Origin of the sequence: Arthrobacter sp. K5 (assembly GCF_040448525.1) — a bacterium.
GTDB lineage: Bacteria > Actinomycetota > Actinomycetes > Actinomycetales > Micrococcaceae > Arthrobacter > Arthrobacter globiformis.
In genome coordinates this window covers 448,809-469,915 of sequence record NZ_CP159279.1, presented here as the reverse complement: position 1 = coordinate 469,915, position 21,107 = coordinate 448,809, and the positions used below count along the sequence as shown (strand labels likewise).

Genomic DNA, 21,107 nt, shown 5'->3' with positions numbered 1-21,107 from the left:
AATTGTCATGCCGCCCTCCTGGGCGCTGTTACGGTAGCCCTCCCCGGAGGCACCGGACGAAATCATCCACGGCGGGAGCACTGCCGCCAGCCCGCGCAACGTGGAGTTCCGTCTGCGGCCTGCCGACGAAGCGGCGCGTTGTGACTCCCGGCATCTGAAACCGCTGCACCGATTCGGGCAGGACGGAAATCCCCAGACCCGCGGCGACCAGACCGAGGACGGTTTCCTGATGGATGGCCTGCTGGGCCACGATCGGCGGGGTTGGCAAGGAGTCGAAGAGCCTGAGGACCCTCGCCACGAAGCCCGGCATCAGGCGGTACGGGAAGAGGATCATGGGTTCGCCTTCGAGCTCCCGGGGATGGATTTCCTGCACCGCCGCCAGCTGGTGCGCCTCGGGGAGGACCACCACCAGGTCTTCAGTGCTCAGCAGTTCGAGGTTCAGCCCCGGCACATCGCCGGGGTCCCTGATGAGCCCCAGATCCAGATTTCCGTCCAGCAACTGTTCGATCTGTTCCCCGCTGGTGAGCGGATGCAGCACAAGGTCAATGCGGGGGCGCTGCTGGCGGAAGGCCCGGATGGCCTCGGGGACGGTGGTGTAGCTGGCCGAACTCACGAATCCCACCCTGATCTTGCCGCTCCTGCCGGCAGCGATGTCGGCAACATCACCGGCGGCGTCGTCCAGTTCCGCAACGGCAGCCTGGATCCGTTCCCGGAACGCCTGGCCGGCCGCCGTCAGCGTCACCCGGCGGGTGGTGCGGTCGAAGAGCTGGACACCAAGTTCCCGCTCGAGCCTCCTGACCGCGACGGTTAGCGGTGGCTGGGTGATGTGCAGCCGTTCCGCGGCGCGGCCGAAGTGCAGTTCGTCGGCGACGACGAGGAAGTACCGGAGCTGCCGGAGTTCCATGGCGATTCTTTCGATGGACGCTAATAATTACTAGTCAAATGATATTGGACCGGCCGGCTTTCCGGGTGAGTTACTGGATGTGAACAGGGGCGCCGCCCCGCCGCCTGTCCCTCACCGAAGGAGCCATCCATGGAATCGACCGAATACGCCGTCGTCGGTGCCGGGCTGTCCGGAGCTGCCACTGCCTGGCAGCTCGCCGCCCGCGGGCACGATGTTGCCCTGCTCGAACGTTCAACCCCCGCCAACGACGCCGGCAGCTCCCATGGCTCTGCCCGGATTTTCCGCTACGCCTACCCGGAGGACTTCTACACCGGCCTGGTCCAGGAGGCGAAGACCGGGTGGGACGAACTGGCCCGCCTCAGCGGCAAGCAGCTCATCACGCCCACCGGCGCCGTGGACTACGGCTCGATCCGCCAACCCGAACGCCTCGCGGCCGTGCTGGCGGCACGCGGCATCGACCACGAGCTGCTCACCCCCGAAGAAGCCCGACGCCGGTGGCCACAGATCGCCTTTGACACCCAGGTACTGTGGCACCCGGACGCCGGTGTGATCGACGCCCAGGAATCCGTCGCCGCCATGGTTGACCAGGCCGTAACCCACGGCGCGGAACTCCACAACAACTGGGCCGTCGCCTCGATCACCGCCTCAAACGGCGGCTACCTGCTGACCTCCGGGGACGGCCGGACCTTGCGCGCCGCAAACGTCATCGTCGCCGCCGGCGGCTGGCTCCCCCAGCTGCTGGGATCGCTCCCGCTGCCCCCGTCCTTCCTCACCGGGATGCCCCGGATCGAGGTACGCCAGGAACAGGCCTACCACTTCCCCTACGCCGACGGCACGGACCACAAAGCAGCGCCCTGGCCGACGTTCATCCACAAACGCGAGGACTGGCAGGCCTACGGCTTGCCGGGCGGACGCGACGCCGGTTTCCGCGGACAGAAGGTCGCCCAATATAACGGCGGCAAGGTCCTGCCGTCCGCAGCGGAACAGGACGGAAAGATCAACCCGGACAACCGCCGTCGGGTCATTGAATACGTCGCAGAGTACCTGCCCGGCCTGGCTCCGGAACCGTACGCCGAAACCACCTGCCTATTCACCAACACCCCCACCGAGGACTTCATCCTGGACCGGGCCGACGGGATCACCATCCTCTCCCCCTGCTCCGGCCACGGCGCCAAATTCGCCCCACTGATCGGCCAGCTCGCCGCAGACCTGGCCTCCGGCGCGGGACCCGCCCCTGACCGGTTCCGGCTCGCCGCCCTGGCGCAAACACATTAGGCAGACGCTAGGGCATTCACACCAGGGCAGCCCGGCCTATGCCTGGCGGCTGCTGTCCCTGACGACAAGCTCGGGAGTGAACACGATCTGCTGGTGCACATGACCGGCGGGGTTTTCGATCTCATCGAACAGGAGTTGTGCCGCCCGCTCCCCGATCAGCTGCCGGGGTTGCCGCACTGAGGACAGCGGGATGCTTGACTGCGAGGCGAAGTCAATATCGTCAAAGCCGATAATGGAGATCTCCTCGGGCACCCGTATTCCCGTGGCCGTGAAGGACTGCAGGAGGCCAAGGGCGAGCTGGTCATTGGCCGCGAAAACGGCGTCGGGGCGCTTCGACTGACGAAGGTCGCCAATGAGGTCGCCGATCTGACGTCCGCGGTCGAACTTCAGGTTGGGAGTTTCAAACACCTGCAGCGTCAGGCCCGCGGCTGACACAGCGGCCAGTGCACCGGCGTGCCGGTCGGAAACCTGCTGGAGCGTGAAAGGGCCACCGACGAACGCCGGCCGCCGGGCTCCGCTCGCGATGAGGTGCTCTGCCGCAGCCCGGCCACCGGCCACATCGTCAACCGACACCGAGCAGAATTCCTTGGACCCCGCCAGCCGGTCCACCAAAACAGACGGGATGCCGCGCGAGTGCATCGCCTCCAGCCGCTGGAGGACGTCAGTGAATGGCGTGATCAGGATGCCCTGGACCCGCTGTTCCTCGAACAGGTCCAGGTAGGCCTGCTCCCGCCCTGCATCCTCACTGCTGTTGGCCAGGATGAATGAGTGCCGATGGCTCTCGGCAACGTCCTCGGCGCCCAGTGCCACATCGGTGAAGAACGGGTTGCGCACGTCCAGAACCAGCATCCCCACACTGCGGCTGGACCCTGAGCGGAGCGACCTTGCCGACTCGTTGCGGACGAAGCCCAGCTGGGCAATTGCCGCTTGCACCCGCTTTCGCTTCTCCGGTGTGACCTGCTCGGGCCGGTTCAGCACATTCGAAACCGTCCCGACAGAGACCTGCGCCAGCGCAGCAACGTCCTTGACGCTGGGTCCGGTCGTCATCGGGGGGCCCTTCCTATGAATCGAATCAAGTGTGGGGACCATACTACGCATGGGCAGCCGCCCGCCCTCCACTGTGGACAAAAGACCGCTTTAAGGCGGGCCATCCCCTGGACTATTGACAGCCGCCGGAGAGGTGACCTAGCGTGTGAGGAGATTCACAGATGAATCGATTCATAAAGAGGAGCAGCGGCCATGGACGACAGCTACGACGTCGATCTCCGAAGCAGCCCGAACACCGCAGCCACGGCCGCCCCGGTCCTGGAACTGCGCGATATCCACAAGTCATTTGGCGCAGTCAAAGCGCTGCGCGGTGCAAATCTGAGCCTCCACAAGGGACAGGTCACGGCGCTGGTCGGCGAGAACGGCGCCGGGAAATCCACCATGGTCAAGACTCTCGCAGGGCTGCACCAGCAGGACCGCGGACAGGTCTTCCTGGACGGTGAAGAGGTGTCCTTCCGCGACCCACTTCATGCCCGCGAAGCCGGGATTGCGGTGATCTACCAGGAACCGACCATGTTCCCCGATCTGACAGTCGCAGAAAACATCTTCATGGGCCGCCAGCCGGTCCGGTCCCTCCGGCGCATCGACCGGAAAGCCATGCGCCAGCAGGCCCTTGAGCTCTTCCACCAGCTCGGCGTCAAAATCGATCCCGACCGCGCCGCGCAAGGCCTGTCCATTGCCGACCAGCAGGTCGTGGAAATCGCCAAGGCCATCAGCCTCAGCGCCCGGGTCCTCATCATGGATGAGCCGACTGCGGCGCTCAGCGGAGTGGAGGTCGACCGGCTCTTCGCCGTGACCCGCACCCTGCGGGAACGCGGCGCCGCCGTTCTGTTCATCTCCCACCGTTTCGAGGAAGTCTTCGCCCTGGCGGACTGGATCACCGTGATGCGCGACGGAGCGCACGTGGCAACCTCGCCGGCCGCTGGCCTCGCCGTCGACGAAGTGATCCGGCAAATGGTCGGCCGAGACGTGGCGTCGCTCTTTCCCAAACAGGACACGGTCATCGGTGACGTCGCCCTTGAGGTCAGGGGCCTCAGCCGGAAGGGTGTTTTTTCCGACATCTCCTTCAACGTCAAGGCCGGCGAGATCGTGGGGCTCAGCGGCCTCGTCGGAGCCGGACGCTCCGAAGTTGCCCGGGCCATCTTCGGCATCGACAAGTACGATTCAGGCGCAATCCAGGTCCGTGGCAAGGCACTGAAACCGCTCTCCCCGCGGGACTCCATGGCGGCCGGCCTCGGCTTCGTCCCCGAAGACCGGCGCAAACAGGGCCTGGTCATGGAACTGAACGTCAGCCGCAACCTGACACTGACGCTGCGGAAGAAACTCAGCCGCTTCGGGCTCCTGACGAACCAGGCGGAGGCCCAGTCCACCAGGGAATGGGCCAGGAAACTGCAGATCAAAGCAGGAGCACCGACTTCCCCGATCTCCACCCTGTCCGGCGGCAACCAGCAAAAGGTCGTCCTCGGCAAATGGCTCGCCACCGGCCCCAAGATCCTGATCATCGACGAACCCACACGCGGCATCGATGTCGGCACGAAATCGGAGGTGCACCGCCTTATCTCCGAACTCGCCGGAACGGGCCTCGCCGTCCTCATGATCTCTTCCGAACTGCCGGAAATCCTGGGCATGTCCGACCGTGTGCTGGTCATGCACGAAGGCAGGATCACGGCGGAGCTCAGCCGCAGCGAGGCAACAGAGGAAACCGTGATGACTGCAGCCACCGGAGCTGATCCTTCCACCAAGGAGACCCCAGCGTGACAACATTAGCCCTCAACCGCCAGCCGTCCGCGGCGTGGCTTGGAACGCTGACCCGCTCACGCGAGTTCAGCGTCTTCCTGGCGCTGGCAATTCTTGTCGCGGCCACAGTGGCAGCCAATCCCCGGTTCCTCAGTGCACAAAGCACCAAGGACCTCCTGCTGAATTCCTCGATCCTGGTAATCCTCGCGGTCGGCCAGGCCATCGTCATCGTCACCAAGAACGTCGATCTGTCCGTGGGGTCCGTCCTGGGCCTGACCGCCTTCGCCACCGGCAAGATCTTCATCGCTCTGCCCGACCTGCCGGTCATCGCGATGCTGGCCATTGGCATCGGCCTCGGAGCCCTCCTTGGGGCCGTCAACGGTGCGCTCATCGCCGTGGCCAAGGTGCCTTCGCTCGTTGTCACTCTCGGAACCCTGTACATCTTCCGCGGCGTCGACTTTGCCTGGGCTCAGGGTCAGCAAATCAACCCCTCCAACCTGCCGGAGTCCTTCCTGGCGCTCGGGAGCGGAGCCGTGCTCGGCCTCCCGTACCTGGCTCTCATCGCACTGGCAGTCGTCATCGCCTTCGGCCTCTACCTGCGGAACTACCGCTCAGGACGCGAGTTCTACGCCATCGGCTCGGACGTTCTGGCGGCACGGCTGTACGGAATCGGCGTGGGCCGGAAGGTCTTCACAGCATTCGCCATCTCCGGAGCCCTCGCCGGACTGGCCGGGGTCATCTACGCAGCCAAGTACGGCAACCTCGACGCGACGGCCGGCCAGGGCCTGGAACTCAACGTCGTGGCAGCGGCCGTCGTCGGAGGCGTGGCCATCGCCGGCGGCGTGGGCACCGTCTACGGGGCAGCCATCGGTGCCGTCCTCCTGACAACCATCACCTCGGCACTGCCCGTCCTGGGGGTTTCACCGTTCTGGCAGCGGGCCATGATCGGGGCCCTCATCCTCGCATCCATCGCCCTCGACCGTTACCTTGCCCTGCGCACCGAGCGCCGCCTGAGAGGACACGACAAACATGCTGGCTGAAACAACGCGGCCCGCGGCCGTCCGTGACACAGCCCCGCGCCTTGGCTTCCTCCGCAGCTGGGACACGGCCATCATCATCGCCGTTCTCCTCAGCATTGCGGTCGCCTCGGCAACGGTGACGGGGTTCGCTTCGCCCCGCAACACCGGGTTCCTCCTCATCGACCTGATTCCCATCCTCCTGCTCGCTCTTCCCATGACCCTGATCATCCTCACCGGGGAGATCGACCTGTCCGTGGCCAGCGTCGCGGGATTCGTCAGCTGTGTGTTCGGATCCCTGTGGGGCGCCGGCCTGTCGCTGGAGCTGATCATCCCCCTGTGCATTGTGCTGGGCGCAGTCTCGGGTGCGGTCAACGGCGTCCTCGTCTCCGTGCTGGGGCTGCCTTCCCTCGCTGTCACCATCGGCACCCTGGCGCTCTACCGCGGCCTGGCATTTGTGGTGCTCGGCGACCAGGCAGTCACCAGCTTCCCGCGGGCCATTACCAGCGGCCTGCAGGCCAAGATCGGCGCCTCAGGCATCCCGGTGTGGATTATCCCCGTGGTCATCCTCGCCATCATCTTCGGCGTCGTTCTTCACTTCACCGGGTTCGGCCGGTCACTTTTCGCCATCGGCTACAGCGAGGAGGCCGCCCGCTTTGCCGGCATCCGTGTTGCGCAAACGAAGTTCTGGCTCTTCATCATCTCCGGTGCCGTGGCCGCGCTCGTCGGCATCTGGTGGACCCTGCGCTATGGCAGCGCCCGCGGCGACAACGCCACAGGCCTCGAACTGTCCGTCATCGCGGCCGTCCTGCTCGGCGGCGTGTCGATCTTCGGCGGCAAAGGAAACCTGCCCGGCGTCATCGCAGGTGTGGTCCTCCTCGGCATACTGCGCAACGCACTCCAGCTGGCCCGCGTCCCCGAGGACACGCTGTCCATGCTCACCGGCGGCCTGCTGATCCTCGCGGTGGTGGCCCCGAATGCCATTGCGTGGAGCCGCACCCTCTCCCGCAGGCCCCGCACGCCCTAGCCCGCGGTCCCATACCAACAACAACGATGTTCAGTTGAAAGGCAAAACAATGAAACTCAGCTCCAAGCCAGGGGCCCGCCGGGCCACGCCGATCGTCGTCGCCCTCGTTACGGGACTGTCCCTGGCGCTCACGGCCTGCGGCGGCACGACGGTCAATTCAGGATCAAGCGGCGGTGCGGGCGGAAGCACCGCCACCGCTTCCGCGAATCCGGACGCACCCCTGAAGGAGGGCCTGAAGATCGCGTTCCTGCCGAAGCAGCTGAACAACTCCTACTTCACGGTCACGGACCGCGGCGGGAAGACAGCTGTCGGCGAGTTCAAGGGCGTCTTTTCCGAAGTGGGGCCGTCCGAGGCCAGCGCATCCAGCCAGGTCAGCTACATTAACACCCTCACGCAGCAGGGAACGGACGTCATCGCGACGTCGGCCAACGATCCCAAGGCGATCTGCTCGGCCCTGGACGAGGCACGCAGCGGCGGCGCCAAGGTGGTGACCTTCGACTCCGACACCGATCCGGAATGCCGTGACATCTACATCAACCAGGCAACGGCAGAAGGCATCGCCGCCACCCAGGTGAAGCTGATCTCCGAAGCCATCGGAGCCGACGGCGGGGACATCGGCATCCTGTCGGCCACGGCCAACGCGACAAACCAGAACGCCTGGATCGCGCTGATGAAGAAGGAACTGGAAAAGCCCGAGTACTCCAAGCTAAAGCTCGTGGCCACGGTTTATGGCGATGACAACGCCCAAAAGTCACAGCAGGAAGTCCAGGCGCTGCTGCAGCAGCACCCGACGCTCAAGGGCATCATCTCCCCCACCACCGTTGGCGTGGCTGCCGCGGCGCAGTACCTGTCCGGCTCTGAGTACAAGGGCAAGGTCCAGCTCACCGGCCTTGGCTTCCCCAGTCAGCTCAAGGAATTTGTCAAGAACGGCACCATGAAGTCGTTCGCGCTGTGGGACGTCGAGAAGCTCGGTTACCTCACCGCGTACGCCGGCGCTGCCCTCGCTTCCGGCCAGATCACCGGCGCCGAAGGCGAAAAGTTCAAGGCCGGCGACATGGGCGAATTCGAAGTCGGGGCCAACGGCGTTGTCCTGCTCGGGAACCCCACGGTCTTCACCGCCGACAACGTGGATAAGTTCAACTTCTAGCAGACAGCCGGGCCGAGTGGGGAAGGCGGTACCCACCCGGCCGGCAACGCTGATTCACACGCCGCGGCTTTGCTCCGCCCCAGGCTCCCTCTGGGGCAAAGGCGGGACCCGCAGGCTGCCGTACCGTTCCATGCGGTGCCAGCGGAGATGCACACCCGCCAGAGCCGTGACGACGGACTGTATGACCACCAGGTACATCAGTTGCCGGTAAACGAACTGCTGAAGCGGGAGCGTCCACAGCGGTCCCAGGCGCTCCTTGTCGAGCCGGAACGCGTAAGCGGCCATCAGCACCTGAACCGCCAGGAACACGAGCCACAGGACAGCGATGCGCAACGGGTCCAGGAACAGCAGACCGTAGATGGCGAAGACGTCAACGACAGGTGCGAACAGCGGAAGAAGGACCTGGAGCACCAGAAGGTAGCCGAGGCCCCGGCGCCCGAGCTTCCCGGCCTGTCCGCCCTGCACGATCGCGCCGCGGTGCTTCCACATGGCCTGAAGGGTTCCATAGCACCAGCGGTACCGCTGCTTCCACAAAGCGCCAAGCGTGGCCGGCGCCTCAGTCCATGCCCGCGCGTCGTCCTGATAAACGACGCGCCAGCCATCGCGGCACAGCGACATCGTCAAATCCGTGTCTTCGGCAAGAGTCTCGTCGCTCACCCCGCCCACCCGGATGAGTGCCTCACGGCGGAACCCGCCGATGGCTCCCGGTACGGTTGGCATGCACTCGGCGACGTCGAACAGGCGGCGGTCCAGGTTAAACCCAACGACATATTCAATGTGCTGCCACGCCCCGAGGATGCCGCCGCGGTTGGCGACCTTCGTGTTCCCTGAGACCGCGCCCACCCTGGGATCCGCGAACGGCTGGATCAGCGCTTGGACAGTGTCGGGCTCGAACACGGTGTCGCCGTCGACCATGACGACAAGATCGTGGGCGGCAGCGGCCAACCCGGCGTTAAGGGCCGACGGCTTGCCGCCGTTCTCTTTCCGGATGAGCGTCACACCCGGAAGTTGGAGGGCCTCCACAATGTCCGCGGTACCGTCCGTTGACCCGTCGTCCACGACGATAATCTCGACGGGATGGGTCGAGGCGGCGATGGACCGCACTGCGGCCTCGATCCCTGCCGACTCGTTGTACGCAGGGACGATGACTGTCACGGGATCCGTAATTGCCCGTCCATCGAGAGCACTGCTGGCCAGCTGCATGCGGCGTGCCCCACGGCGGTGCCTCACTGCGGCGCCCACGACCAGGACGGCCCGGACGAAGGTCACGATCCCGCTTGCCACGAGCGCCCACGAAATGGCCATCACGAGCCAGTCACTGAGCCTGATGCCCCAGATGAAGGCCGTCCCGGTCGCCTTTTCATTCGGCGTGGCCTGCCGCGTGCTGGACACACCAACCGCATCGCCGACCGTGGTCACCCGGTAGCCCTGCCCGTCCAGGCGGGAGAGGAGCCCGTCCAAAGCCGTGACGGTCTGGCCGCGGTCGCCGCCGCCGTCGTGCATGAGTAGCACCTGGCCCTGGTTCCCGGATGGCGTGAGGTTCCGCGCAATCGTCTCAGCCTCTGGCTTTTCCCAGTCCTTGCTGTCCTTCGTGGTCAGCACGGTGAGATATCCCTCGTCCGCTGCGGCGCGGATGGACGCCCACGCCGAGTCGGTGACAGCGTTGTTCGCGGAGCTGAACGGCGGCCGCAGCAAGGATGCCGCCTGCCCGGTGAGGCCCATGATGACCTGCTGGGCGCCCTGCACCTCGAGTTTCTGGCGCCAGTCCGGCGACCGCCCGAGATCTGCGTGCGTGAGGGTGTGGACCCCGATCTCGTGGCCCTCAGCGACCATGCGCCGGACGAGGTCGGGATGGTCGATCGCCGCCGTGCCGACCACGAAGAATGTCGCGTGGACGTGATGCTTTTTCAGGACATCGAGGATCTGTGGCGTCCAGACCGGGTCCGGGCCGTCGTCGAACGTCAGCGCGAGGGTGCGGTCCGCCGGGCGTACGGTGCGGACGATTCCGCCGCGGGCGTCGATGACCGGACCGCCGTTGGATACGGAGCTGGGGACACCGGCGGCAGAACCGGCGGTGGAGACGGAATCATCCCCGGTCCCGGCCAGATGGTGCAGGTATCCCTGCACCGACAAGGCAAAGGCGACGGCCAAGAGAACCGCGGAGAGCACCAGCCAGTGCGGGCGGACCGTGACGGAGTTTCTTGCCTGACGGTGCCGGCTCACGGATGCGGGGGCGGAGTCGGAGCCGGTCGGGAGGCCTGACCCGGAGCCGTTTCGGACTTCCCCGGCTCAGTCGACGAATCGGTCGACGACGGCGCCGGCACCTGCGGGGCCGAGCCTTGAGCCGCCGGTGCAGGCGTCCAGGCGGCATTGGCGCGTGCCGCGCGGGCCGGCTGGGATACCTGGGCCTTGGAGCCGGGCGGGGCGGGAGCCGATGGCGCGGCAGGGGCTGCCGCCGCGGCCGGAGCGCCGGTCGCCGCTAGCCCAACCGGAACTGCCCTGGCGTCCGGGACGCTCCCGACGTCCTGACCAGGGTTTGCCGCAGGCGGCGTGGACGTGGACGGCGCCGGAACCGTCTTTTCCGCGCGGGGACCGCCCGGCACCGGCTGCGGAAGGTACGGTGCCGCGATGTTGGGTCCGCCGAAAAAGGCGAGCAGGAAAAGAACCCCGTATCCCGCCACGAGAGCGAGCGTGACGACTCCGGCCGCGCGTGCACGGCGCAGCCGCCTTCCGGAATTGTCAACGAAAACAGGGCCGGGTGCAGGCACTCCCGACCGCTCGGGGGTACCTCTAAAAGCCGCCATAACGGTACACATCGTAGGCGTGGGGCCTTGCGGATCTCAAACCACCCGCGTCCGCTCCCGCAAAGTACAGTATTTTTTGTTGCACTTTCGACGGACGTTGCACAGGCCGTCCTGCAGGCGCACGCAGGCCTGTACCCACCCTCGTCCAAGCAGCCTTTGCCGGGCTAAGCGCGCAAATGCGCCGGGGCTTTGGTGACTTTCTCTATGTCGGCCGCGGTGACCTCAATCAGCTGATGCGCCAGGTCCGCCAGAGCGCGGGCCGTCGCCAGTTCATCCCCGATCTCGGGGTAATCGGAATCTGCCGGGTTCAGCCTGGCCATCCCGACACCTTCCAGTCCAGGCCTGTTCCCGGCCCGCAACCGCGCCGTGGCCCTCGTCTGGCCTTCGTGTTCGTCGATTGCGATGTTCACCGACCAGCTCTTCTCTTGCATGGTGGTCGCCTCCTCCATCCAAATTCCACCATGCCAAGCCCAGGGCAAGCCGTCAAGGGTCGGAAAACTCCCTGCGGCCCACGGCACAAAAGGCCGTGAACAGGCCTCGTGACGAGGCCTGTTCTGGGGAATGGTGGCTTGAAACGTATTGACTCAGATCTGACTGCCTGGCGGCCCGTTGAGCACGGTAGGGACGTACTCAAGCAGCTGAAGCCGGCCGTCGAAGGTCCTGCTGTCAACCATCTCGAGGGCGACGTCCGGGTAGCCGTCGTAGATCCGTTCCCTGCCCGTGCGGCCCGTGATCACCGGGAAGACGACCAACCGGAAGCGGTCCACCAGGCCAGCGGCCAGCAGCGACCGGCAGAGGCTGAGGCTGCCAAGCGTGCTCAAGGGCCTGGTCCCGGTCCGTTTCAGCTCCCTCACGGCCTCGACGGCGTCGCCAGTGACCAGCTCCGAGTTGGGCCACGTCAGGGGTGCCTGCAGGGTGGAGGAGAAGACCACCTTGGGCACGGCCTCGAGGCCGGTCAGGGCGGCCCCCTCATCCTTGGAGAATCCCGAGCCTTCGGCCGCGGCCTCCCCGGACATGCTGGACATCACGCGATACGTGTTTGCCCCCAGGAGGAACGTGTAGCCCTTCTCCCCCTCCTGCTCGAGCCAGCCCAGGTATTCCGGACCTTCCAAACCCCACCAGCCCGGCCACCCCTCGGCCGAGGCGTACCCGTCCAGGGAAATGATGAGGTCCACCATCAGGTCCGCTGATGACGTCTCTGCCGTTGCCTCGCCCATGTCCGTCTCCTCGATCTGATCGACGTTGGCCGGCGGGACGCTGCGCCGTCGACGCCCGTGCCGGCAATGCTAGCCATGGAGCGACCGGCCGTTCAAGGGGCGGCGCATTCCCCTTCCCGGCGTGCTGGAGCGCAGGGCCGTGCACCGCATCTGCCCGAGGGATAAGTGCTCTGGAAACTGCCGCACGAAGGTGCCATGGTGAAGACGTGGAGTGATCCGCCCGGCACTCAAGCAACGGAGCATGTCATGAATCTCGACGATCTGGTCTTCCACCCTTGGACCGTGCAGGGGCCGCGCGAGGTGCCGACGCTGATCGGCGGGTCAGGGAGCCACGTCTTCGACGCCGATGGACGGCGCTACCTGGACTTCAGCTCGCAGCTGGTGTTCACCAACCTCGGCCACCAGCATCCCCGCATCGTCGCTGCGATCAAGGAGCAAGCTGACCGCTTGTGCACTCTCGCACCCGGCCTCGCATCCGATGTCCGGGGTGAGGCAGCGCGGCTGATAGTTGAGGTCGCACCGGAGCACCTCGGCCACGTGCTGTTCACCACCGGCGGTACAGAGGCCATCGAGCATGCGGTGCGGATGGCGCGCCTTTACACGGGACGGCCCAAGGTGCTCGCCGCCTACCGCTCCTACCATGGCTCGACCAGCACATCGATCCACCTCACCGGCGACCCGCGCCGCTGGGCCTCGGACACGGGCGCGGCGGGCGCTGTCCACTTCTTCGGCCCTTTCCTGTACCGGTCGGCCTTCGGATCCCGGACCCCGGAGGAGGAATGCGAGCGGGCGCTGGCCCATCTCGGGCAGGTAATCCTCCTGGAAGGCCCGTCGACGATCGCCGGCCTGGTCCTGGAATCGGTCATCGGCAGTTCGGGGGTCATCGTGCCGCCACCCGGCTACCTGCGGGGGGTTCGCGAGTTGTGCGACCGCCACGGCATCGTCTATATCGCCGACGAGGTGATGGTTGGCTTCTGCCGCACGGGAGCCTGGTTCGGCGTGGACCACGATGGTGTGGCACCCGACCTGCTGGCGTTCGCGAAGGGTGTTAACTCCGGGTACGTTCCGCTGGGCGGCGTGCTGGTCAGCGACGCCATCTATGAGATGTTCACCAAGCGCCCATACCCGGCGGGCATGACGTACAGCGGCCACCCTCTGGCCTGCGCAGCAGCCGTCGGCGCCATCACCGCCATGCACGAGGAAGACACCGCGGCGGCAGCTGCCCGCCTCGGCGCCGATGTCCTCGGACCAGCGCTCAGGAAGCTTGCCGAGAATCACAAGTCCGTCGGGGATGCACGGGGCATCGGAGGCCTCTGGAGCCTGGAGCTGGTCCGCGACCGGCAGACGAAAGAGCCGCTCGTGCCCGCAGGAGCCTCACCCGCTGACAACGCCCCGATGGTCGCCGTCGCCAGGGCTTGCCTGAAGAGGGGGCTTTTGCCGCTGGTCCAGGGCAACCGCGTCAATGTCGCTCCACCCCTCAATGTGACCGACAGTGATGCCGCCGCGGGCCTGGCTATCCTGGACGAGGCACTGTCTGTGGCCGACGCCTACCTGAGCTAAACCTGCACGCGCCACCTGCACGCGCCGGTTCGCCGCTGCCACCGGTTCATCGCTGCCCGGGTCAGATCAGCAGACGGTAGGTCACGTGCGTGACCAGTGTCGCTGCGCGCGAATGCACCTGCTCGAGCTTCAGCGGCGGGACGCCCTCGAACAGCCGGGTGCCGGCGCCGATCGTGAGCGGCACAATGTGCAGGCGCAGCTCGTCGATCAGGCCGGCAGCGAGGTACTGGTTGACCGTGGTCGCGCCGCCCCCGATCGCCACATCGCCGTCGCCGGCCACCGCGCGCGCCCGGGCCAGCGCCGACTCAATGCCGTCTGTAACGAAGTGGTACGTGGTGCCGCCGTCCATCGGTTGCGGTTCGCGCGCGTGGTGCGTGAGCACGAATACCGGGGCATGGAACGGCGGATCGTCGCCCCACCAGCCGTTCCACTGCCGGTCCCACTCACCCCGCACCGGGCCGAACATGTTGCGGCCCATGATGAATGCCTTGGCGGCAATGATCTGGTCGATCTCCGCCCGATTTTCGTCGGGAGTCTTGAACATCCAGCCGTGCAGTCCGTCACCGGAACCGTCGCCGCCGTCATCGCCGAACGGGCGCTGTTCAGTCTGGTTGAGCCCGGCCGAATATCCGTCGGCCGTGACGGTGATGTCGCAGACCACCCTGCCCATACCTTCAGTCATTGCCCTACCCTCCTCATGGCGATATCCATCGCCTCACGGTGAGCTTGCTTGCAAGCATCAGCATAGACAGCCGCGGCACCGTGTCCAGCGTTAAGTTGGAGCGCGTGTGAGAAGACCCTCACAGGCTTCTCATGCGCGTCTCACATGCGCGGGTCACCATGGAGAGAGCCTAAGGCGAGAAGTCATCCGGGTCATACTCGGGCCCGGGCATCGGGACAGTCGGGACAGAAAATGCTGAAAGTTCTGGAGAAAACCCATCACCAAGCCGAGCCGGGCGCGTCATCCTTCCTTGTCGATCAGGTTGCCGCGCTGCTCTGCTATGACCCCAGCGTGCGGTCCGGAGCACAGGACGCCTCATATGCCATGAGTGCCGCGGCGGGCCGGGTGTGGTCCGCGCTCGGGGACCGCAGGCTGTTCAACAGGGCTGCGGTGGATGGGCTCCGGGCAGAGCTGGCATGGCTCACCGAGTCCCTGGCTCCCCTCAGCCGCTCCGCACCGGCGCACGATCGGACCGTGCCCAACCTCCAGCACCCGCACACCACCCAGGGAACCGCGTATGAAGCGGCTTACGACACAGCACTCGCGGCCTTGGAATCCGACCGGTACTTCCGGCTGGTCGCCGACCTCCAGCAGTTCTGTTCCGCTCCCCCGGTCAGGCAGCCACGGCGCAGGCACCTGTACGGGGGATGACCCCAAGTCCGGCAAAGCACCGGATCCCGCCGACCAGGACGTATGATTTCTCCCCGGTGGGCTTCTCCTTCCCGGAACGGCCCGGAGCAGGGCCGACCCGAGGGAAGGAAAAAGTGATGGCTACATGACCGCCAAGCATCCATCGATTCGTGCGACGGGTCGCGGCGATATTCTGCTCCGCATCGGACGGCTGCTCGGTGATGAGTCCGGGGACCGCACGCGGCCTGTCATCCTGGCGGTTGTGCTGGTACTGGCTGCTCTCGGCCTCATCGAGGTGGCCTCCGCGTCGTCGGTGGAGTCCGTGGCGGCCGGCCGGGACCCCTACGACCTTCCGCTGAAGCAGGGCATGTGGACGGCAGCCGGCATAGCCATCATGTTCGGCCTGGCCCGTCTCCGGACCCGGCACGTCCGCTGGCTCGCCTGGCCGCTGCTGGGGGCTGCCGTCGTTGCCCTCGGCCTGGTGTTCACGCCCCTGGGCATGACCGTGAACGGCAACCGGAACTGGTTGGGGTTCGGCGGGTTCACGGTCCAGCCTTCCGAGTTCGCGAAGCTCGCACTCATCCTCTGGGCAGCGGCCGTTCTGTCCCGCAAGCAGGCCCTGCTGCATGAGTGGAAGCACGCCGTCGTCCCGCTGCTCCTGCCGGCCGGCGCCCTCATTATCGGGCTTGTCGCCCTGGGCCATGACCTGGGCACGGCCATGATCATCATGATGATCCTGGCCGCCACGATGTTTTACGGCGGCGTACGGATGAAGGTCTTCGGTGTAGCCGGAATTGTGTGTACTGTGGGCTCCCTTATCCTGGCCGCCACGAGCGGTAACCGCGTGTCCCGCATTTCGTCGTGGCTTGGTGCAGGTTCCGCTGACGATTCCCAGGGGGTCGGCTACCAGGCGCTGCACGGCCAGTACGCCCTGGCCTCCGGCGGCTGGCTGGGAGTGGGACTGGGTCAGAGCCGGCAAAAATGGAATTGGATCCCCGAAGCCCATAACGACTTCATCTTCACCATACTTGGCGAAGAATTAGGCCTGGCTGGAACTCTCCTGGTGCTCGTGCTGTTTACGGTCCTCGGCATCGCTGTTTTCAAGGTCATAGCCCGGACCCAGGACACGTTCGCCCGCATTGTCTCCTCCAGCGTGATCACCTGGATCATCGGTCAGGCCGTCGTAAACATCGCTATGGTCACCGGCCTGCTCCCGGTTATTGGCGTGCCCCTGCCGTTTATCTCCTACGGCGGCTCCGCCATGGTCTCCTCGATGGCCGGGGTCGGCATGATCCTGGCCGTCACCCGCCCACAGCCTGTTCGAACTGTCCGCGCGAAGAGGCAGCGAGCGGCGGTGCACAGCGGCCGAGCGTAGCCCTAGTCCTGTGCGGATGCCGCATTGGCCTTGGCGGCCGCCTCCGGGGCGGTGCTCTTGCTGTCCGCGGCAGGCATCGCGATAACGGCGGCAACGGTTAGGACTGCACAGACCAGGACGGCCAGGAATACGGCGGTCGACGCCGACACGATTGTCTGCGGATCGGAAACGCCGCCGGGGGCACCGGCGTAGATCGCGTTGGCCACGGCCCCGAAAACGGCGACGCCGATGGAACTGCCGATCGAACGCGCAAAAAGGTTGGTTCCGGTGACTACACCGCGCTCATTCCATTCGACGCTTGATTGGGCGGCAATGAGGCTCGGTGTCGCCACCAGCCCCAGTCCAAGTCCGACGACGAAGCAACCTGCCGCTGCCACCAATATGTTGGGTGCGGAGGCAGTGAGGGCCAGAACGGCTGTCCCGGTGACCGTGACCGTGACGCCGATCAGGGCGGTCCTCCGGAACCCGATCCGAAGATAGAACCGGCCCGCCTGGGACGCACTGATCGGCCAGCCGACGGTCAGTGCCGCCAGGGCGAGACCGGCGAAAATCGGGGAGGTCCGGAGGGCTCCTTCGAGGAACGTCGGAACGTAGGAGGTGAGGCCAAGCATGACCGCACCGACGCCGAACGAGATCATCCCCGTCGTCGCCAGCAGCCGGCGGGACACGACCCACGGCGGCAGGACCGGCTCCGCTGCCCGCCTCTCGACGAGCAAGAATACGGCGAACAGGAGAGCTCCGCCGGCAAAGACGGCGATGCTGATGGAGGAGTTCCACGCCCACGCCTGGCCGCCCTCGAGGGCGCCAAGGACGAGCAGGCTCAGGGAAAATGTCAGCAGTGCCGCCCCCAGATAGTCGACCCGGTGCTTCGCGCGCTCCACATTCTCGTGGAACGTCCGGATCAGCATCCACCCGGCGAGCAGGCAAAGCGGGATGTTCACCAGGAAGATGCCACGCCAGATGCCCAGCGAGGAGAACACGCCCCCAAGCGTCGGTCCAACGACTGACGAGACCGCCCACACGCTGGCAAGGTAGCCCTGCACCTTTGCCCGCTCGGTCAGCGTGTAGATATCGCCGGCGATGGTGATCGCCACCGGCTGGACTGCTCCCGCGCCCAGGCCCTGGAGCACGCGGAACGCAATAAGGGCCGGCATGCTCCAGGCCACTCCGCAGAGAATAGAACCGAGCAGGAAAAGGCCGATGCCGCTGAGGATGATCGGTTTACGGCCGACGACGTCCGAGAGCTTCGCATAGACCGGCACCGAGACAGCCTGCGCCAGCAGATAGGCCGAAAAAAGCCACGGAAAGGAAGTGAATCCGCCAACGTCATCCACGATCGAAGGCACCGCCGTCGCAACGATCGTCGAATCGATCGCCACCAAACCTGTCGAGAGCATCAGGGCAATAAGGATGGGTCCCCGCCGGGAACGGAAGCCGACTCCTTCGGCAGTCGTCGTCGTCATTAATCTCATTCCCGTGGTCAGCGAAGCGGGGTGCGTGCGCGCAGCCCTGTTGGGTCCCAAGGGCATAACTGCGTCAACGGCCGAATTAGTCCCACAACCAAGGGAGATTGGATCCAGTTCCAGCCCCGACAGGACGTCGTCCTCCACCGAGCAGGGTCTTTAGGGAAACTTGGCCAAAACCTGCTCAAATCTGGTTCATTGCCTGACCGATTCTTGAGCCCGGCCCGGCAAAGTCGCTTATGGCAAAGCCAATGCACAAGGCGAAGGAAGGGCCGTGCAATGAACACCAGGACTGTACTCACCAGTCAGCACACCGACAGCCACTGGACCGCCGATGACGTCAGGGAAAAGCTTGGTCAGGAGCTGGAAACCGACCCGGGCCTGGCCGAATTCCTCGCCGCAGCCCCCAACATGGCACGCGCCCTCAAGGCCGTCCTGAACCTGGACCTTGGCGAACTGGCCGAACGGCTGGTCCGCGCGGAGATCAGCGCCATCTTGCACTAGCCGGAGGACCGGGATGCGAGTCCGCACCCCGGCTCCTCACGACCGAAATACCGAAGCCGTGTCCTTTGCTGGCGCCGAACCTGCGCCGGTTAGGCGTTGAAGATCACGAAGAACTTCCGGATGCGTTCCTGGATTTCCCAGGTTCCTTTCCACCCAATGGGGAAGAAGCCTGCGGTTCCCGCCTCCAGGGTGACCGGTTCGCCGCCATCCTCGGTGGCCACCATGCGCCCTTCGAGGACGTGAATGACCTCGCCGCGCTCCAAGAACTCCCACCGCGAAAGGCCCGGTTCGGCTTCCCAGACCCCGGAGAGGATGCGGGAGTCGTCGCTGGTGAAGGGGACGCCAATCCTCGTTGGAATCTCGTCGCCTATCACCTCGGCCAAGGGAGGGCCGAGCGGAGCTTCGTCTAGTTTCCCCTTGAAGAGTTCAGTGGGCTGGAAGGTTTTGCTCATTGGATCTGCCTTTCTGCTGTGCTCGCCGGTGAAGCCTCCGCCGAGCGGGTGACGATGCCGCGGCCCCAGTCGGGAAGCGGTTGAATCTTCAGCCGTCACGGGAGGGGTCAGCAAATGGCGGTCAAATGCACTCCCCCTCCCCAAGGGTGGGCCTGAGATCCATCTTTCTGCCGTTTGCAGGCAGATAAAACACCTATTCGGGATGGTTTAAACTACCCTTTTGGGTTGGCCCTTCGTGGACAGCCGTGGCTGGCGTTCCGCCGGCACTGTCAAAGTGTCAGGCTTTGGCTTCAGTAGCCAAGCTCAGCAGATCCACACCGTGCATGGCATCAGCTGCCCGAACGAGGGCCAGGTGCGAGAAGGCCTGCGGGAAGTTGCCGGCCATCCGACCCTCCTTCGTGGCGTACTCCTCGCTCAACAGGCCGAGTTCATTGGAGAAGCCCACGAGTTTGTCCATAAGGTTCCTCGCCTCAAACCTGCGGCCCGTGCGCGCGTACTGCTCAACCAGCCAAAAGGAACACGCCAGGAAGGGATGTTCCCCCGGGTCCAGCCCGTCGACGCCGGTCTCGGTGCGGTACCGCAACAACAGGCCGTCGTCGGTGAGGAGTTCCTCCTCCAGCCGCGCAACGGTGCCCAGCATGCGGTCGTCATCGTAGGGCAGAAACCCAACCTGGGGCATGACGAGCAGGGCTGCGTCGGTCTGCCCTCCGCCGTACGTCTGCGTGAAGGAGTTGAGGTCCGCGTCGAATCCTTCGCGCAGTATTTCCGTCCGCAGCTGCCCGCGCAGGCGTTCCCAGTGGTCAGCTGGTCCGTCCAGGCCGTGGTTCCGGACTGCACGTATGCCGCAGTCAAAGGCGGCCCACATCATGACCCGTGAGTGCGTAAAGAATTGCGGTTCTCCCCGCATTTCCCAAAGACCAAAGTCTTTGTCCTCGATGTGTTTTTCAACGAAGCCGAGCAGGATTTGCTGCAGCGCCCAGGAGAAGTGGTCTTCCTTGCCGCCAGCCAAGCGGAGCCTTTCAAGCGCCACCATCACCTCCCCCACGACGTCGGCCTGGAACTGGGCGACTGCAGCATTTCCAATGCGCACCGGCCGTGAGTCCTGATAACCGGGCAGATGGTCCAGGACGCTCTCCGGCAGGTCCCGTTCCCCGCCGATGCCATACATGATCTGCAGGTCTTCGGGCTCGCCGGCGAGGGCCCGGAGCAACCAGTTGCGCCACTGGAGGGCCTCAGTTTCATAGCCGTGGGTAAGCATGGACTCCAGCGTTAAGGCAGCGTCACGCAGCCAGCAGAACCGGTAGTCCCAGTTCCGCGGCCCGCCGAACTCCTCCGGCAGGGAGGTTGTCGGCGCGGCAACTATGCCGCCGGTCTCATAATTTGTCAGCGCCCGGAGCACCAACAGGGAACGCTTCACCGCGCCCCCGTATGGACCGTCCGACCGGCAGTGGCTGCCCCATCGCGTCCAGTAATCGATGGACTGTTCGAGTGCGGCGTCGACGTCGACCGCCGGTGGGACAGGCCGGTGTGAAGGAAACCACGTCAGTTCAAAGTCGACAATCTCTCCTGCCGCTACCCGGAAATCACCCGAGTGGCCATGTGCGTGGGCCTCCGGCAAGTGCGGTCCCCGCAGCGCGACGGCGTCCGGGCCTGCCATGGCCAGAAGCACCATTCCACCGGGAGCCGCGCCATCCTGGATTCGCCTGGACCAGGGCACCACCGTGCCGTAGCGGGGACGGATGATGAGTTCCTGGCACATCTCGACCCGCCCCTCCAGCCCGGTGACCCGGCGCAGAATTGACGAACCCGTATGCCCCACCGGCATGAAATCCGTGACACGGGCCAGTCCCGTGGAGCTCTTCCACACTGTTTCCAGCACAAATGTCGAATCGACATAATGCCGCCTCACCACTGCTGCTTCGGACTGGCGAGGAGCCAGGAGCCAGCGGCCATGACTCTCGACTCCGACCAGGGAACTAAACAACGACGGGGAGTCGAACCGCGGGAAGCAGAGCCAGTCGATGCTCCCGTTCCGGGAGATCAGAGGCCCGGTTTGGAGATCCGACAGCAGCGCGTAGTCCTCAATGGGAGCAGCCATGGCTTTACTAAAGCACAACTGACTTGTCCACGTTAGGCCACAGGCCGAAAAGTGCCCTGGCGAGGATTGGACGCCCAGGATCATACCGCGCGAGGGGTCGAAGGGTTCGATCTCGCCCATATTGTGCAAA

18 protein-coding genes are annotated in these 21,107 nt (G+C 65.4%); 9 read left to right on the top strand and 9 right to left on the bottom strand.

The window, feature by feature from the left end; all coding sequences use genetic code 11:
• Positions 1 to 28: 28 nt before the first annotated feature.
• Positions 29 to 904, bottom strand: coding sequence for a LysR substrate-binding domain-containing protein (locus ABRP34_RS01980; RefSeq protein ID WP_353712061.1), 876 nt, complete (start codon positions 902 to 904; stop codon positions 29 to 31).
• A 129-nt stretch (positions 905 to 1,033) separates the two neighbouring features.
• Here ABRP34_RS01980 and ABRP34_RS01975 point away from each other — a divergent pair, with 129 nt between their 5' ends.
• A complete protein-coding gene (locus tag ABRP34_RS01975; RefSeq protein ID WP_353712060.1) occupies positions 1,034 to 2,179 on the top strand; it encodes an FAD-dependent oxidoreductase in 1,146 nt (381 codons plus the stop codon).
• A gap of 36 nt (positions 2,180 to 2,215) precedes the next feature.
• On the opposite strand, the gene ABRP34_RS01970 is transcribed toward ABRP34_RS01975, so the two are convergent.
• The gene (locus ABRP34_RS01970; protein WP_353712059.1) at positions 2,216 to 3,226 is read right to left on the bottom strand and encodes a substrate-binding domain-containing protein; all 1,011 of its coding nucleotides are present in this window, start codon (positions 3,224 to 3,226) and stop codon (positions 2,216 to 2,218) included.
• A 192-nt stretch (positions 3,227 to 3,418) separates the two neighbouring features.
• On the opposite strand from ABRP34_RS01970, the gene ABRP34_RS01965 reads away from it, so the two are divergent.
• From ABRP34_RS01965 to rhaS, 4 genes are read left to right on the top strand one after another with little or no spacing between them, the layout of a single operon-like run.
• Entirely contained in the window at positions 3,419 to 4,984 is a 1,566-nt protein-coding gene (locus ABRP34_RS01965; protein ID WP_353712058.1) for a sugar ABC transporter ATP-binding protein, read from the top strand.
• Positions 4,981 to 6,003, top strand: a complete 1,023-nt coding sequence (locus tag ABRP34_RS01960) for an ABC transporter permease (RefSeq protein WP_353712057.1) — start codon at positions 4,981 to 4,983, stop codon at positions 6,001 to 6,003. The genes ABRP34_RS01965 and ABRP34_RS01960 overlap by 4 nt, the downstream gene beginning before the upstream one ends.
• Entirely contained in the window at positions 5,993 to 7,006 is a 1,014-nt protein-coding gene (locus tag ABRP34_RS01955; protein WP_353712056.1) for an ABC transporter permease, read from the top strand. The genes ABRP34_RS01960 and ABRP34_RS01955 overlap by 11 nt, the downstream gene beginning before the upstream one ends.
• 49 nt (positions 7,007 to 7,055) lie before the next feature.
• Positions 7,056 to 8,153, top strand: coding sequence for a rhamnose ABC transporter substrate-binding protein (rhaS, locus tag ABRP34_RS01950; RefSeq protein WP_353712055.1), 1,098 nt, complete (start codon positions 7,056 to 7,058; stop codon positions 8,151 to 8,153).
• Positions 8,154 to 8,207: 54 nt separating this feature from the next.
• Here rhaS and ABRP34_RS01945 read toward each other — a convergent pair whose 3' ends face one another.
• The 3 genes from ABRP34_RS01945 to ABRP34_RS01935 all read right to left on the bottom strand — a co-directional run bounded on the left by ABRP34_RS01945 (position 8,208) and on the right by ABRP34_RS01935 (position 12,174).
• Positions 8,208 to 10,376, bottom strand: coding sequence for a bifunctional polysaccharide deacetylase/glycosyltransferase family 2 protein (locus ABRP34_RS01945; protein WP_353712054.1), 2,169 nt, complete (start codon positions 10,374 to 10,376; stop codon positions 8,208 to 8,210).
• Between the two features lie 745 nt (positions 10,377 to 11,121).
• Entirely contained in the window at positions 11,122 to 11,388 is a 267-nt protein-coding gene (locus ABRP34_RS01940) for a DUF1876 domain-containing protein (RefSeq protein WP_353712053.1), read from the bottom strand.
• Between the two features lie 153 nt (positions 11,389 to 11,541).
• The gene (locus ABRP34_RS01935) at positions 11,542 to 12,174 is read right to left on the bottom strand and encodes a dihydrofolate reductase family protein (RefSeq protein WP_353712052.1); all 633 of its coding nucleotides are present in this window, start codon (positions 12,172 to 12,174) and stop codon (positions 11,542 to 11,544) included.
• 246 nt (positions 12,175 to 12,420) lie between these two features.
• On the opposite strand from ABRP34_RS01935, the gene ABRP34_RS01930 reads away from it, so the two are divergent.
• On the top strand, positions 12,421 to 13,734 hold the full coding sequence (locus ABRP34_RS01930) for an aspartate aminotransferase family protein (RefSeq protein ID WP_353712051.1): 1,314 nt from the start codon (positions 12,421 to 12,423) through the stop codon (positions 13,732 to 13,734).
• Positions 13,735 to 13,795: 61 nt separating this feature from the next.
• Here ABRP34_RS01930 and ABRP34_RS01925 read toward each other — a convergent pair whose 3' ends face one another.
• The gene (locus ABRP34_RS01925) at positions 13,796 to 14,416 is read right to left on the bottom strand and encodes a dihydrofolate reductase family protein (protein ID WP_353712050.1); all 621 of its coding nucleotides are present in this window, start codon (positions 14,414 to 14,416) and stop codon (positions 13,796 to 13,798) included.
• A 231-nt stretch (positions 14,417 to 14,647) separates the two neighbouring features.
• Here ABRP34_RS01925 and ABRP34_RS01920 point away from each other — a divergent pair, with 231 nt between their 5' ends.
• Complete coding sequence (locus tag ABRP34_RS01920; protein ID WP_353712049.1) at positions 14,648 to 15,106, top strand: CHAD domain-containing protein; 459 nt, start codon at positions 14,648 to 14,650, stop codon at positions 15,104 to 15,106.
• Positions 15,107 to 15,230: 124 nt separating this feature from the next.
• Positions 15,231 to 16,460, top strand: a complete 1,230-nt coding sequence (gene ftsW, locus ABRP34_RS01915; RefSeq protein WP_353712048.1) for a putative lipid II flippase FtsW — start codon at positions 15,231 to 15,233, stop codon at positions 16,458 to 16,460.
• A 2-nt stretch (positions 16,461 to 16,462) separates the two neighbouring features.
• Here ftsW and ABRP34_RS01910 read toward each other — a convergent pair whose 3' ends face one another.
• Positions 16,463 to 17,923, bottom strand: a complete 1,461-nt coding sequence (locus ABRP34_RS01910; RefSeq protein WP_353712047.1) for an MFS transporter — start codon at positions 17,921 to 17,923, stop codon at positions 16,463 to 16,465.
• Between the two features lie 279 nt (positions 17,924 to 18,202).
• On the opposite strand from ABRP34_RS01910, the gene ABRP34_RS01905 reads away from it, so the two are divergent.
• The gene (locus tag ABRP34_RS01905; RefSeq protein WP_353712046.1) at positions 18,203 to 18,427 is read left to right on the top strand and encodes a hypothetical protein; all 225 of its coding nucleotides are present in this window, start codon (positions 18,203 to 18,205) and stop codon (positions 18,425 to 18,427) included.
• Positions 18,428 to 18,516: 89 nt separating this feature from the next.
• Here the strand turns inward: ABRP34_RS01905 and ABRP34_RS01900 are convergent, their stop codons facing one another.
• On the bottom strand, positions 18,517 to 18,879 hold the full coding sequence (locus ABRP34_RS01900) for a cupin domain-containing protein (protein ID WP_003806214.1): 363 nt from the start codon (positions 18,877 to 18,879) through the stop codon (positions 18,517 to 18,519).
• Between the two features lie 277 nt (positions 18,880 to 19,156).
• The gene (locus tag ABRP34_RS01895; protein WP_353712045.1) at positions 19,157 to 20,977 is read right to left on the bottom strand and encodes a glycoside hydrolase family 15 protein; all 1,821 of its coding nucleotides are present in this window, start codon (positions 20,975 to 20,977) and stop codon (positions 19,157 to 19,159) included.
• Positions 20,978 to 21,107: the final 130 nt, after the last annotated feature.

Bases quoted from the DNA above. Each gene is read 5' to 3' on its own strand.
- ABRP34_RS01920 (WP_353712049.1), top strand. From the start codon at position 14,648: ATGCTGAAAGTTCTGGAGAAAACCCATCACCAAGCCGAGCCGGGCGCG.
- ABRP34_RS01955 (WP_353712056.1), top strand. From the start codon at position 5,993: ATGCTGGCTGAAACAACGCGGCCCGCGGCCGTCCGTGACACAGCCCCG.
- ABRP34_RS01935 (WP_353712052.1), bottom strand. From the start codon at position 12,174: ATGGGCGAGGCAACGGCAGAGACGTCATCAGCGGACCTGATGGTGGAC.
- ABRP34_RS01970 (WP_353712059.1), bottom strand. From the start codon at position 3,226: ATGACGACCGGACCCAGCGTCAAGGACGTTGCTGCGCTGGCGCAGGTC.
- ABRP34_RS01965 (WP_353712058.1), top strand. From the start codon at position 3,419: ATGGACGACAGCTACGACGTCGATCTCCGAAGCAGCCCGAACACCGCA.
- ftsW (WP_353712048.1), top strand. From the start codon at position 15,231: ATGACCGCCAAGCATCCATCGATTCGTGCGACGGGTCGCGGCGATATT.
- ABRP34_RS01905 (WP_353712046.1), top strand. From the start codon at position 18,203: ATGAACACCAGGACTGTACTCACCAGTCAGCACACCGACAGCCACTGG.
- ABRP34_RS01910 (WP_353712047.1), bottom strand. From the start codon at position 17,923: ATGACGACGACGACTGCCGAAGGAGTCGGCTTCCGTTCCCGGCGGGGA.
- ABRP34_RS01895 (WP_353712045.1), bottom strand. From the start codon at position 20,977: ATGGCTGCTCCCATTGAGGACTACGCGCTGCTGTCGGATCTCCAAACC.
- ABRP34_RS01925 (WP_353712050.1), bottom strand. From the start codon at position 14,416: ATGACTGAAGGTATGGGCAGGGTGGTCTGCGACATCACCGTCACGGCC.
- rhaS (WP_353712055.1), top strand. From the start codon at position 7,056: ATGAAACTCAGCTCCAAGCCAGGGGCCCGCCGGGCCACGCCGATCGTC.
- ABRP34_RS01930 (WP_353712051.1), top strand. From the start codon at position 12,421: ATGAATCTCGACGATCTGGTCTTCCACCCTTGGACCGTGCAGGGGCCG.
- ABRP34_RS01940 (WP_353712053.1), bottom strand. From the start codon at position 11,388: ATGCAAGAGAAGAGCTGGTCGGTGAACATCGCAATCGACGAACACGAA.
- ABRP34_RS01900 (WP_003806214.1), bottom strand. From the start codon at position 18,879: ATGAGCAAAACCTTCCAGCCCACTGAACTCTTCAAGGGGAAACTAGAC.
- ABRP34_RS01975 (WP_353712060.1), top strand. From the start codon at position 1,034: ATGGAATCGACCGAATACGCCGTCGTCGGTGCCGGGCTGTCCGGAGCT.
- ABRP34_RS01980 (WP_353712061.1), bottom strand. From the start codon at position 904: ATGGAACTCCGGCAGCTCCGGTACTTCCTCGTCGTCGCCGACGAACTG.